Origin of the sequence: Cytobacillus sp. FSL R5-0569 (assembly GCF_038007265.1) — a bacterium.
Taxonomy (GTDB): domain Bacteria; phylum Bacillota; class Bacilli; order Bacillales; family Cytobacillaceae; genus Cytobacillus; species Cytobacillus kochii.
In genome coordinates, this window is the sequence record NZ_JBBOWW010000001.1 from 2,123,955 (window position 1) to 2,136,488 (window position 12,534).

At 35.7% G+C, this 12,534-nt stretch carries 13 protein-coding genes; 12 read left to right on the top strand and 1 reads right to left on the bottom strand.

All coding sequences use genetic code 11. The features are described from left to right. Positions 1-26: 26 nt before the first annotated feature. The 5 genes from MKX78_RS11070 to MKX78_RS11090 all read left to right on the top strand — a co-directional run bounded on the left by MKX78_RS11070 (position 27) and on the right by MKX78_RS11090 (position 5,012). On the top strand, positions 27-1,328 hold the full coding sequence (locus MKX78_RS11070) for an aromatic ring-hydroxylating dioxygenase subunit alpha (RefSeq protein WP_095373451.1): 1,302 nt from the start codon (positions 27-29) through the stop codon (positions 1,326-1,328). Between the two features lie 28 nt (positions 1,329-1,356). Continuing rightward, a complete protein-coding gene (locus MKX78_RS11075) occupies positions 1,357-1,866 on the top strand; it encodes an aromatic-ring-hydroxylating dioxygenase subunit beta (protein ID WP_095373450.1) in 510 nt (169 codons plus the stop codon). 33 nt (positions 1,867-1,899) lie between these two features. After that, entirely contained in the window at positions 1,900-2,685 is a 786-nt protein-coding gene (locus tag MKX78_RS11080; RefSeq protein ID WP_095373449.1) for an SDR family NAD(P)-dependent oxidoreductase, read from the top strand. A gap of 18 nt (positions 2,686-2,703) precedes the next feature. Further along, entirely contained in the window at positions 2,704-3,663 is a 960-nt protein-coding gene (locus MKX78_RS11085) for a VOC family protein (protein WP_095373448.1), read from the top strand. Between the two features lie 146 nt (positions 3,664-3,809). After that, entirely contained in the window at positions 3,810-5,012 is a 1,203-nt protein-coding gene (locus tag MKX78_RS11090) for an NAD(P)-dependent malic enzyme (RefSeq protein WP_307314243.1), read from the top strand. A 214-nt stretch (positions 5,013-5,226) separates the two neighbouring features. Here the strand turns inward: MKX78_RS11090 and MKX78_RS11095 are convergent, their stop codons facing one another. After that, the gene (locus MKX78_RS11095; protein ID WP_095373446.1) at positions 5,227-5,508 is read right to left on the bottom strand and encodes a phage holin family protein; all 282 of its coding nucleotides are present in this window, start codon (positions 5,506-5,508) and stop codon (positions 5,227-5,229) included. A gap of 292 nt (positions 5,509-5,800) precedes the next feature. Here MKX78_RS11095 and MKX78_RS11100 point away from each other — a divergent pair, with 292 nt between their 5' ends. From MKX78_RS11100 to MKX78_RS11130, 7 genes are all read left to right on the top strand, one after another. Next, on the top strand, positions 5,801-6,019 hold the full coding sequence (locus MKX78_RS11100; protein ID WP_095373445.1) for a DUF1659 domain-containing protein: 219 nt from the start codon (positions 5,801-5,803) through the stop codon (positions 6,017-6,019). Positions 6,020-6,045: 26 nt separating this feature from the next. Continuing rightward, the gene (locus MKX78_RS11105) at positions 6,046-6,264 is read left to right on the top strand and encodes a DUF2922 domain-containing protein (protein WP_095373444.1); all 219 of its coding nucleotides are present in this window, start codon (positions 6,046-6,048) and stop codon (positions 6,262-6,264) included. Positions 6,265-6,402: 138 nt separating this feature from the next. Next, positions 6,403-6,522 carry a YvrJ family protein gene (locus MKX78_RS11110; protein WP_263624176.1) on the top strand — a complete coding sequence of 40 codons (120 nt, stop codon included), beginning with the start codon at positions 6,403-6,405 and terminating at the stop codon, positions 6,520-6,522. Positions 6,523-6,695: 173 nt separating this feature from the next. Beyond that, a complete protein-coding gene (locus MKX78_RS11115) occupies positions 6,696-6,896 on the top strand; it encodes a cold-shock protein (protein ID WP_095373442.1) in 201 nt (66 codons plus the stop codon). A gap of 624 nt (positions 6,897-7,520) precedes the next feature. Beyond that, a complete protein-coding gene (locus MKX78_RS11120) occupies positions 7,521-7,667 on the top strand; it encodes a hypothetical protein (RefSeq protein ID WP_180316972.1) in 147 nt (48 codons plus the stop codon). 158 nt (positions 7,668-7,825) lie between these two features. After that, positions 7,826-8,971 carry an exonuclease SbcCD subunit D gene (locus tag MKX78_RS11125; RefSeq protein ID WP_095373441.1) on the top strand — a complete coding sequence of 382 codons (1,146 nt, stop codon included), beginning with the start codon at positions 7,826-7,828 and terminating at the stop codon, positions 8,969-8,971. Then, positions 8,968-12,114 carry an SMC family ATPase gene (locus tag MKX78_RS11130; protein WP_322909264.1) on the top strand — a complete coding sequence of 1,049 codons (3,147 nt, stop codon included), beginning with the start codon at positions 8,968-8,970 and terminating at the stop codon, positions 12,112-12,114. Before MKX78_RS11125 ends, MKX78_RS11130 begins: the two co-directional genes overlap by 4 nt. Positions 12,115-12,534: the final 420 nt, after the last annotated feature.

Genomic DNA, 12,534 nt, shown 5'->3' on the forward strand with positions numbered 1-12,534 from the left:
ATCAATTGGTAAGAAGGGGGATTATTATGATTAAAACGGCAAAAGACATAGAGGATATGACAAAATCGGAATTATTGGAACATTTGAATGATACGGTCAAACCGGAAGTAGGAGAAATACCTGCCTACGTGTTGGCTGATCCCAAAGTTTATGATCTTGAACATAAAAAAGTCTTTATGAAAACATGGATATTTATTGGTCATGAATCAGAAATACCTAATAAAAATGATTATATGCTGAGAGATTTAGCCGGATATTCAATTATTGTATCTAGAAATGCAGATAGCAGCATCAAGGCATTTTACAATATGTGTACGCATCGTGGTATGAAGTTGTGTCGTGCAGACAAAGGGAATAAATCTGCTTTTGTTTGTCCATATCATGGATTTAACTTTAAAAACAATGGTGATTTAATTGGTGTTCCACTACAAAAAAACATCTATGGTGAAGAGCTAGATAAATCTACTATGGGTTTAACAGAAGTACGAATTGAATCCTATAAAGGATTGTTATTTGGTACTTGGAATGATGAGGCAGAATCATTAGATGATTTTTTAGGAGATTTTAAATGGTATCTTGATATATTAGTAGGTCGAGCTGAAATGGAAGTTCTCGGTGCTCCGCAACGTTTCGTGATTCATTCGAATTGGAAGATTGGTGCTGATAATTTTGTTGGTGACTCCTATCATACAATGGTGACACATGGTTCAATTGCTAAATTAGGAATGGTACCCTCTGCAACGTATTCCAAAATGGGTTATCAAATTCATAGTGAAAATGGCCATGGACTAAATCTTGGTACACCAAATCCTGATTTTGCTTTTCCAGAAGAATTAATAGAAGAATATAAATCGAATTTATCGTCAGAACAGTTTGAAGTATTAAGTAACTTGAAGAATATGATCGGGAACATCTTTCCACATCTATCTTTCTTAATTTCTCATACGAAAGTAAAAGGGCAATTGATTTCCAATACCACTGTTAGGTTATGGCGACCAATCGATCACGACAAAATGGAAGTGATTGCTTGGTTTTTAGTAGAAAAAAATGCACCTGAAGATTGGAAGAGACGTTCACGTGAATCCTTTGTCCTTACATTCAGCCCATCAGGCATTTTTGAACAAGACGATACGGAAGTATTTACTGACATTACTGCCGCAGCAAAAGGCCCTATGCCAGTAATGAAAAATTTAACTTATAACTACACAATGGGACTGCATAGAAAACCAGTAGACTTTATCGGTCCTGGAGTTGCTTATGATGATAAATTCTCTGAAGCGAACCAAAGAAATTTTTATAAATACTGGTTGGAGCTAATGAATAGCTAAATTTTCTTGAAGGAAGGAGATAGATGAAATGAGTATGGAAAAAATGCTTGCAAATTATGAATTTGAACAATGGCTATATAAAGAAGCACAATTATTGGATGATATCGATTTTGATGGCTGGTTCAGTTTGATGCATCAAGATTTGAAGTATCAGATGCCAGTCCGTATAAATAAGGAAGGAACAGAGCGACCTGATTATACGACAGATATGTTTTGTTTTGATGATGATATTGACTTGCTAAAACTCAGAGTGGATCGTTTAAAAACAGATTATGCTTGGGCGGAAATTCCACCTTCTCGAACTCGACGTTTTGTCAGTAATGTAAAACTGGAAGATTATAAAGAGGAAGAATTTGCGTCAGTGAATAGTTATTTACTTCTTTATAGAAGTAGAAGTACAGATATCCATCACGATATTATTTCAGGAGAGCGTCGTGATGAATTCAAGTTCGAGAACGGCAAATGGAAGCTATCGAAACGGGTATTTATCGTGGATCAAACAACAATTAATACTCGAAATCTAGCAATCTTTATTTAATTTATTCACAAGGAAGAGAGGAGGACAACTAGGATGGCAGAGTTTAGTGGTCGCTCGCTTTATGTAACTGGTGGGGCATCAGGTATTGGGAGAGCTGTGGTGGATTCATTTCTGAATGAAGGAGCAAATGTGACGATTCTTGATCGCTCAAAAGACGGATTAGCTGCTATCAAGGCACAATATGGTGAGCAGGTGATTTGTATAGAAGGAGATGTCACTATTTTTGAAGACCACGAAAAAGCGGTATATCAAGCGGTTGAAAAATTTGGGGGACTAGATGTCTTTATTGCTAATGCAGGGGTATTCGATGGATTTGCAAAATTCGAAAATGTGACTGCTGAAGCAATGAATGATGCTTATGATTTATTAATGAACATTAATGTTAAAGGATATTTCAACGGTGCGAAAGCTTCCCTTCACGAATTGCAAAAGACAAAAGGTAATATCATTTTCACCGTTTCAGGTGCAGGATTTTACCCTGATGGTGGTGGAGTATGGTACACCGCTAGTAAACATGCGCAAATTGGTTTAATGAGACAATTAGCTTTTGAGGTTGCCCCAGACGTAAGAGTGAATGCAGTTGCCCCTGGTGGGACATTAACAGCACTTAATGTCATCCCACCTTTAAAACCATTTGTGAAAGAAATCGACAATGATACGAAAGCGAAAAGCATAAAAACGAGAAATCCATTACGAATCGCAATGAATGCTGATGATCATGTTGGTCCATATTTATTATTAGCTTCGAGTAAATCACGCGCCATTACTGGTGAAGTCATTTCGAGTGATGGCGGCCTAGCCATCAGAGGTCTTAGTTAAGAAAGGAGATAAATGATTATGGCATCGAATACGAAAATACAGCCACTTCTTGGTAGTACAGAGGTCAATCAATTAGCATTTGTTGTCAATGATATTGAAAAAGCCTCGGCTGATTTTTCAAAACTGTTAGGTATACCTAATCCTGGCTGGTTCTTAACAGGTGATGAGGAAGTCTCTAAAGTAATATATAAAGGAAAGTCGACCGCTTCACAAAGTAAACTAGCATTCCTAAATACACCGACTGTTCAATTTGAACTCATAGAACCTAATATGGAGCCGGGAACAATGCGCGAATTTCTCAATGAAACAGGAGAAGGAATCCATCATATTGCCGTTGATGTTGATAAGATTCAAAATCATTTGCCGAACCTAGAAAAAAATGGTTATCCGCTTCTTCAATCAGGTGAGTTTACATCAAGTGATGGAAGGTACATTTATGTTGATACAACGAATGAAACGAAAACTTTGATTGAATTATTAGAAAGTGCAGAACCTAGGGATACTACATACAAAGCGGGAGAAGAAAAGCCACTTTTAGGTACAAATGTTGTGGAACAACTTGCCATTGTGGTAAAAGATTTAGATAGAGCAGCAGATAAGTTTTGCCAATTACTAGGTGTGAAAAAACCAGCAGTGATTCAATCAGGTCATAGTGACATAACAAAAGTTGTTTATAACGGTGAAGCAACGGATGCGGATAGTCGCTATATGTTCATTCGAACACCATTATTAGAAATTGAGTTAATTGAGCCTGGAAAAGCGCCAAGCACATGGAAGACACATTTAGAATCATATGGAGAAGGTGTTCACCATATATCCTTTGTAGTAAAAGATATGGATGAAAAGATTACACTTTTAGAAGAAATGGGCTATCCAGTTATTCAAAGAGGTAATTTTTATAACGGAAAAGGCAGATATGCTTATATGGACACAACTTCAACTTTTAAAGTCATCATTGAGTTGTTAGAAAAATATTAAACTATATTGGGAAGCGCTTTGTAAATGAAGAGGTATACAAGGTTGCTTCTCTCAATTTTTTAAGTAAATACTTATCAGGTGATTTCATGACAAAAGTTGATGTCTTTATTATCTGAATTTTCAAATAAAAAATAAGCGAGGATTATATGATGGAATTAAAGGAGAAAGCACTAGCGCTTCATCGTTTGCATAAGGGAAAACTTAGTATTACCACAAAGGTGCCAGTAAAAACGAAAGAAGATTTAAGTTTGGCGTATTCTCCAGGTGTAGCTGAACCTTGCTTAAAGATTGCTGAGCATGAAGAGTCAGCCTATGAATATACGAGTAAAGGCAATATGGTCGCAGTCGTTTCAGACGGTAGTGCCGTTTTAGGCCTTGGAAACATAGGTGCTCAGGCATCTTTACCTGTAATGGAGGGAAAGGCGATTCTTTTTAAAGAGTTTGCCAATGTCGATGCAGTGCCGATCTGTCTTCAGACCAATGATGTAGATGAGATTGTCCGTACGGTGAAATTATTAGAGCCCTCATTTGGAGGGGTGAACCTTGAAGATATTTCTGCACCTAGATGTTTTGAAATTGAACAAAGATTAGTTGAAGAATGCGGAATTCCTGTCTTCCATGACGATCAACACGGTACGGCAATTGTAACAGTAGCTGGTTTAATCAACAGCTTGAAGGTTGTGGGGAAAAAGCTTGATGAAATAAAAGTAGTCGTTAATGGTGCAGGTGCAGCGGGGATTTCAATTATTAAATTATTAAGAAAATTAAATGTTGGCGAAATGATTCTTTGTGATACAAAAGGAATGATTTATAGCGGAAGAGAGGAAGGGATGAACGCGATTAAAGAAGAGGTAGCCAAAATAACAAACAGTAAGTCTCTATCGGGTACGTTAAAAGAGGCAATGAATGGGGCGGACGTGTTTATTGGAGTCTCTGCAGCAGGTGTATTATCTAAAGAAATGGTACAAACAATGAATCGTGATGCGATAATTTTTGCGATGGCTAATCCTAGTCCAGAAATTATGCCAAAGGAAGCCAAAGATGCTGGAGCAGCCATCATTGGTACCGGCCGGTCTGACTTTCCTAATCAAGTGAACAATGTATTAGCTTTTCCAGGAATTTTTAGAGGTGCATTAGATGTAGGAGCCAAAGTGATTAATGAGGAAATGAAGATTGCGGCTGCTTATGCAATAGCAGGCATGATTAACGAAGAAAAACTTACTAGAGACTATATTATCCCAGATCCATTTGATATCAATGTAGCACATAATGTGGCAAAAGCAGTTAGTGAAGCAGCCATTTCTACTGGTGTCACTAGAAATGCATATAGAGAACCAATTTTTATATAAAATAATGAATACGCCGGGGATGTTTGTCCAAACAAAATAAAGATGTGGACATACTATAATTGTGTAAGATCTCCTCCCTATTAGATCTTTTGATCTACTTTGGCCACAAGCCATTTAAACTTGTGGTCTTTTTTATGTCCAATTAGAAAAAAGATAAAAGCTACCAAACATGCCGGTAGCCTTTACTCTCACGAACACCATACCTCCTCAAATATCAGCCCTCGTTATCTGTTTTTTTATTTATCACTATCCCTTCCTTTGTTTGTTTCAAAACCTGATGACCAAAAACAGCGATCCCTGCTGCAATAATACCGTTAACAATCGCCTCTAATGAAAAACCATATCCGATGCTCCCAATACCGATAGAACAAATAAACAAAATCCAAATGATTGTCCAATCAGGGATAATAGGGGTCTGTTTGAGTGCATGTCCAATGAGCCAAAGCGCCGGTATTAATACAAAATAATTTTGGTTCAAAAATTGCACAAGGTTCATGTCACCACCTCCTTATTCCGGCTATTAAATATAGTATGAAAACCGCATAAGATTGCTTGTTCGCTTGCACTAAGTTTAGAAGCAGAAAGGTATTATTTTTTGAGAAATACTAGAAATAGTATAAACAAATCCTTATTTTTAGGTGATCTGTTGTATGTAATAGGGGTGGAACAACCTCTAAGTTCTAATAAATGAAAGCACCTTGTAAGTAGCTCAATTTTAATTTATCTGATGATAACCTGTCTCTTTTGCATATTAACTTTTATATAAGAAGTGAAAGGGGGGAGAGAATATGGCACAAACAATTTTAGTTGATTCAAAGCTTCGTTTAAGTTTTGAAACAGGTGTAAATGAAAAGGGAGAAGCGGAGTATAAGGTGAAAACTTTTAGCCATGTGATATCAGAAACTACGGCTGATCAATTATATCGATTTGCCGAGGCATATGGATCTTTAGCACAATCACCACTCGTTTCTATCCAAAGAAATGACAACCATGATATTTTACAATAATACTATTTGAAGGGAGAGAGTAAAGAATGACGAAAAAATTAGAGTTAACTTTTGGAACGGCAGATGGAAGTGTTTCGACCATTTCAGTTGATGATCCTAAAGAACCTATTGACATCGCTGAAGTCATTACTGTAATGGAAGAAATGATTGCTTCAGAAGCGGTTCAATCAACAAAAGGAAAGCTTACAAATGTTAAAGGTGCAAGACTTGTAGAAAGAACCGTTACTGATTATGAGATAGTGTAATATAAGGTTATTGTAACCAAGTTGTAATTTTAGGTGAACCTCTATCTTTTGCAAGGAAAGAGGTTCATCTTTTTATTTATCTTCTATATTCTTATTACGCAAATTTAGGAGGGAACGAATGTGAGTGAGCTTGTTAAAATGATCAGTGAAGTCGGCTTTCCTATCATTGTGACATTGTATTTACTTTACCGCATTGAGGCGAAGTTAGATGTGGTTGTTCAATCGATTCAAAGCTTGCCTGAGAAGCTAAAAGATTAAAAGCGTAATTTGTTGACAGTGATGGGGATAGATGCTAAATTTAACTTAACCGTTACTCATTAGTGGTATATAAAGAAAGCTTTTCCTTTGATTGGATAGGTCTTTGTAAGTACAATGATTAAAGGTGAATTTTTATATGGTTGTTTTTTCAACCATAAGGAGGATTTTTTGTTATGAAAAACGGTAAAGTAAAATGGTTTAACGCAGAAAAAGGTTTTGGATTTATCGAAGGCGAAGACGGAAATGATGTATTCGTACATTATTCTGCAATCCAATCTGAAGGATTCAAATCACTAGATGAAGGTCAAGAAGTTTCTTTCGAAGTTGTTGAAGGTGCTCGTGGACCTCAAGCGGCTAACGTTAATAAAATATAATTCGATGATAAACAGTCTAACATTTGTTAGGCTGTTTTTATATATAAAAATAATAGTTGATCCTTTCACTTAATATGATGCTGAGCCCACTTACGAAACATCTCATCAAGATCATTCATATTAAAAGTAATAGGAAGGTATGATGCTTCAATATCTTTCCAAAACATTTTTAAAGTATTACCTGCTGACTTCGTACTTCCCCACAATCATTAATATGTTTGCAAGGATTTGCCATCATATCATAATTGCTATACATTTGGAATCTTTCATATGTATAGCAATTGGTTAATTGTGACCCACACGGTTCATTTTTTGCACTCGGTAGGAGTAATCATCGAGATGATTATTCAATCACTATGATGAACCAATAATAATCCTCGTTCACTCCATAACAAGCGGTACACCTTTTATATGATAATCTGATTATCCTTCCAATCATTGGATTATTGTCCGTTCTAGCCCATATTTTCCCTAATATATTGTTATGCTCACTCCTTTACTTGTTTTTATTTTAAAACATATTCGAAAAATGAAATGGAATATATTAATCTTTGCATTAAGAAAATGTTATTAAGATATAGCTTGTAATCATAGTAGATTATTTGTGATAATATGGTGAGAAAATTGGTTACAGAGTTAAATGGTTCGATTATGGGAAAAGGAAGGTTTAGTTCATTATTAACAATAAGACCTTACGAATCGATGCTGTATGATGGATTGCAGACATGGGGTGTAAGTATTACCAATGGGCGCAGCATTCGCTTGCTATGAAAGTACGACTTTATAAAGATATATTAATATTGAAGATAAGATAACACTAGAAGATTTTGTAACAATGTGGAAGAAAAGCAATATGAAGGCAGATTTGCCTCATTTTTATAAAAGGTTAAAGTAGGCAAACAAAGATACATAGAAGAGAGGGAAAATAAGTGAAATTTATTCATACAGCTGATTGGCATTTAGGAAAGCTTGTTCATGGGGTTTATATGACTGAGGATCAATCATATATGCTAAAGCAATTAGTTAAGCTTGTTGAGGAAGAACAACCAGATTGTTTAGTTATAGCAGGTGACCTTTATGACCGATCTGTCCCGCCCGTTGCTGCGGTAGAATTATTAAATGAAGTATTATTTACAATCAATGTAAAATTAGGTGTCCCCATTGTGGCAATTGGTGGAAACCATGATAGTGCAGAACGATTATCATTTGGCAGTTCATGGTATCAACAAAGTGATTTTTACTTAGCTGGAAAGCTGAAAGACACGGTTGACAGTGTCAATATTAAGGGAGTGAATTTCCATCTTGTTCCCTTTGCTGAACCAGGTCTAGTAAAATATGCTTTCAATGATGATCGGATTATCTCACATGAAGAGGCAATGAAAGCGATTATCGAAAAAATAGAAAAGAAGATGAACCATAATGAGCCAAATGTGCTCGTCGGTCATGCATTTGTACTTGGGGGAGAAACGACAGATTCAGAGCGAATATTATCTGTAGGTGGTTCTGGCTGTGTAAGTGCCCGTAACTTCGATTTATTTGATTATACAGCTCTTGGTCATTTACATAGTCCAGATGCGATATCTCATAACAAAATTAAATATGCTGGATCTCTGATGAAGTATTCTTTCTCAGAGGCAAAACAACAAAAATCGGTTTCAATTGTTGAGATGAATGCTAATGGTACTTTTCAATTAGAGAGAAAAAGTTTAATACCGCTCCGAGATATGAGGGAAATTGAGGGCTATTTAGACGAGTTATTAGACGAGCGTTTTTATAGCGAGCAGAAGAAGGATGATTATATAAAAGTAACCCTATTGGATGAAGGTGCGTTGATTGACCCCATCAATAAATTAAGACAAATATACCCTAATATTCTTCATTTAGAACGAAAGCGTACTTTGCAAGATATGAAAAAGAAGACGAAATTAAATGTTTTAACTGATGAGAGAAAAAGTGAACTTGAACTATTTTCGCATTTTTATCAAGAAGTAACCACAGCTGAATTCACTGAGGATAAGCAAAATATTATTGTCGATGTAATAGAAAAAATGAGAAGGGAGGGAGTTGGCCGATGAAACCACTGTTATTAACAATGCAAGCGTTTGGACCATATGCCGGTAAAGAAAAGATTGATTTTACTCAATTAGGTGGTCGTTCAATGTTTGTTATATCCGGAAAAACAGGAGCGGGAAAAACAACTATTTTTGACGGGATAACATTTGCCATTTATGGTAAGGCGAGTGGGGAAGATCGAATGGGTGCAGACTTACGTAGTCAGTTTGCAGAAGAAGAGTTAATAACGGAAGTATCGCTCACATTCACAATTAAAGAGAAACGATTCTATATTGTTCGCTCTCCTCAGCAATTGAAGAAAAAAACAAGAGGGGACGGCTTCACAACCGTTGGTGCGAAGGCCGAATTATATTCGATCTCTAATGATGGTACACAGCAACAATTAGCTGCGAATGTTCGGGATGTAGATGAAAAGATTAAAGAAATCATGCTTATTGATAGCAACCAATTCAGGCAAATACTGATGATTCCCCAAGGAGAGTTCCGTAAATTACTCACTTCAGATAGTAAAGAAAAGGAAGTCATCCTGCAAAAACTATTTCATACAGAGATATATAAAAGAATAGAAGAAAGATTAAAAGATGAAGCAGCTGAACTGCGCAAAAATGTGGAAGTGAAATTCGAGCAAAAGCAGAGAATCGCGCAGCAAATTCATGCTGTTATGAATCAGGAGTTACAGAGAGTACTAGAAGAGGATAAGCTTGAGTCTATCAATCATTATCAGTTTGTAAAACTTTTATCAGAAGAATTAGCACAAATGGAAGAAAAAATAATTGACTGGTCAAAAAAGATAAAAGAGCTTGAAAAGACAAGTTTAGAATTTCAGCAAAAGAAAATAGAAGGGAACCGGATTATTGAACAATTCACATTAAAGGAACGATTAACTGAAAGGTATGAACAGCTAAAAGATACTGAGGAAATAATGGCGAAGAAAGAGAAAGATTTGTCCTCAGCGTACAAAGCAGCTGTCTTATTCGAACAGGAACAAAATTGCCACCTTCTAAAAAAAGAAATTAATCATATTTCCGAGCAAATGCAATCAGTCCAAAGTGAAGAAAATATCCAAAAGGAACGGCTATTACATGCAAATAAAGTATTAGAAAAGGAGTTGCTTCGGGAGAAAGAAAGAGAATTAGTAGAATCAGAATGGTTGTCATTAAAAAATTTACACGATGATATCCACATCTTTGCTGACACAGAGAAAGAGGTTTCATTATTAGATCATGCAATGACTAGTAAAAAGAAAGAGATTGATAAAAGCCAACAAAAACTTAATCATTTACAGCAAGAATTAAAAAAAGTAAAAGAAGAAAAGCAAGAGCTTGAGAAAAATCAAGAACATATGCTTTCAATAGAACAACAACTTCATCAATACAAATATGAAATCAAACAATTACAATCACTTATACACTTAGAACAAGAATTAGTTTTTGAAAAGCAATCTTATGAAGAAAAGGATAAATATCTACAGAACGCAATTGCTCGCTTGAATGATAGTAAATCACTTCAGCATGAACTCGAGAAGAAGTGGATAGAAGGACAAGCAAGTATTCTAGCAAAGGAGCTTCAACAAGGTGAACCATGTCTTGTTTGTGGTTCAATTCATCATCCGTCAATTGCTAATGGTCATGAAACCATTCCAACTGAGGAGGATTTAAATGCAGCTAAACATCAAGCATTAGTCATTGAAAAGGAAAAAATAGCGGCAGAGCAAGCTTTCTACCTAGTACAATCTAAATTACAACATATAGAAAAATCTATTGCGAAACTATTAACAGAAATACAATCAGAGCATCTACATCATCTAACATTAGATAATGCAAAAGAAGTTTTAGCAGAAGTGGAAGAAAACGAAAGAAAAAAAATACAACAGAAAAATCAACTAGAAAAAGAAAAATCCAGGTTGAAGCAATGTCAAGAAAAAATCATTTTGTTAGAAGAAGAGGAAAGTCAGTATGCAAAAAAAACAGATACGCTTAAGCAGTCTGTTGTTGATCTAAACAATGAATATATTAAGCATCATACCTCGCTGCAAAGGTTGATTAAGACCATTCCAGAAGATTTACGTTCTTTACCGCAATACAAAATGGCTTTGCAAAATAAACAGAACAAATTGCAGACATTAAAAGACCAATTAAAGTTGGCAGAAGAACAGAAAGAAAAAGTGGCCAAACAATTAACCATTTTGAAATCGCGTTATGAAACATTCACCCAACAACATGACCATTTACAAGGACAATTACATCAGGAAAGAACGGACTTTGTTAATCGAATGCAGAAGCAAGGCTTTAAAAGTTATAGTGAATATGCCAATGCGCAAATTTCAGAAGAACTTAGGGAACAAATCGCTCAAGAGATACGTTCGTATCGTGAAGAATTACGTTCTGTTAATGACCGCTTAAATGAGTTGACGAAACAATTAAGAGATATAATGAAACCAGATCTAGAGCAAATTGAATCGAAAATAAATGAACTCGCTAAAAAGATTCAATTTGAAAATGAGCAATACAATCAACTTATGTATAAGAAAAGAGATAATGAAAAGGCATATACACGTTTAGAAAGTCTTCATGAAGAAATTGCTGATTTAGAAGAACGTTATCGCCTCATTGGTCATTTATCCGATATTTCGAAAGGACAAAATACGTATAGATTGACGTTCGAGCGGTTCGTTTTAGCGGCTTTCTTAGATGATATCCTTATTCAAGCCAATTTACGTTTATATAAAATGACGAACGGAAGATATGAATTAACGAGAAAAACAGATCGTTCCAAAGGAAATGTACAAAGTGGATTAGAACTACTTGTATTTGACCAGTATACGGGACAAGAAAGACATGTTAAAACATTATCAGGTGGGGAGAGTTTCAAGGCTTCTCTTGCCCTTGCATTAGGTCTTGCTGATGTGGTTCAATCACATGCAGGTGGTGTTTCGATGGAAACCATGTTTATAGATGAAGGTTTCGGTACACTTGATCCTGAATCATTAGAACAAGCCGTTGAATCACTCATCGAAATACAGAGTAGCGGTAGATTAGTGGGCATTATTTCTCACGTCCCCGAGTTAAAAGAAAGAATAGATGCACGCCTAGAGGTAGAGTCGTCTAAAGGGGGCAGTACAACTAAGTTTATTTTTACAACCTAAGTAATTTTGGACTCTCTTCATTGATAAGGGGGTCCTTTTTACGTAACCAAAAGGTTTGTTATGAAGACGACATCACTTAGTCTCGAATGATTTTTTTTCGAGCGATTATTCACTATTATTAGGAGTTTTCGGGCGAATAGAAGTGTTTGTCTATAGTCAATTTTTCATAAAAAGAAAATACTTGTGCGAAAGCAACAGATAAGAGTATGGTAAAAAAGGTAAGTACTTCACTTAGAAGCACAAAAGGTGAAAAAGGCGAGCGTATGATGTTTGAACTTTACTCTGAACGAAAGATAGAAATGAAAGCCGTGCACACAAACAAGGCTAGCCTGAGTTAATTAGGTTCAAAAACTCCTAACAAGACCCCAGCAAAAATTGTTTATGTTTTCTTTCGAAAAGCGGAATAATAGGAATCAAAGT

What these genes read in the sequence shown, in the direction of transcription:
- MKX78_RS11090 (WP_307314243.1), top strand. Translation starts at nt 3,810, where the DNA reads ATGATGGAATTAAAGGAGAAAGCACTAGCGCTTCATCGTTTGCATAAG.
- MKX78_RS11100 (WP_095373445.1), top strand. Translation starts at nt 5,801, where the DNA reads ATGGCACAAACAATTTTAGTTGATTCAAAGCTTCGTTTAAGTTTTGAA.
- MKX78_RS11095 (WP_095373446.1), bottom strand. Translation starts at nt 5,508, where the DNA reads ATGAACCTTGTGCAATTTTTGAACCAAAATTATTTTGTATTAATACCG.
- MKX78_RS11115 (WP_095373442.1), top strand. Translation starts at nt 6,696, where the DNA reads ATGAAAAACGGTAAAGTAAAATGGTTTAACGCAGAAAAAGGTTTTGGA.
- MKX78_RS11070 (WP_095373451.1), top strand. Translation starts at nt 27, where the DNA reads ATGATTAAAACGGCAAAAGACATAGAGGATATGACAAAATCGGAATTA.
- MKX78_RS11110 (WP_263624176.1), top strand. Translation starts at nt 6,403, where the DNA reads ATGATCAGTGAAGTCGGCTTTCCTATCATTGTGACATTGTATTTACTT.
- MKX78_RS11085 (WP_095373448.1), top strand. Translation starts at nt 2,704, where the DNA reads ATGGCATCGAATACGAAAATACAGCCACTTCTTGGTAGTACAGAGGTC.
- MKX78_RS11080 (WP_095373449.1), top strand. Translation starts at nt 1,900, where the DNA reads ATGGCAGAGTTTAGTGGTCGCTCGCTTTATGTAACTGGTGGGGCATCA.
- MKX78_RS11130 (WP_322909264.1), top strand. Translation starts at nt 8,968, where the DNA reads ATGAAACCACTGTTATTAACAATGCAAGCGTTTGGACCATATGCCGGT.
- MKX78_RS11105 (WP_095373444.1), top strand. Translation starts at nt 6,046, where the DNA reads ATGACGAAAAAATTAGAGTTAACTTTTGGAACGGCAGATGGAAGTGTT.
- MKX78_RS11075 (WP_095373450.1), top strand. Translation starts at nt 1,357, where the DNA reads ATGAGTATGGAAAAAATGCTTGCAAATTATGAATTTGAACAATGGCTA.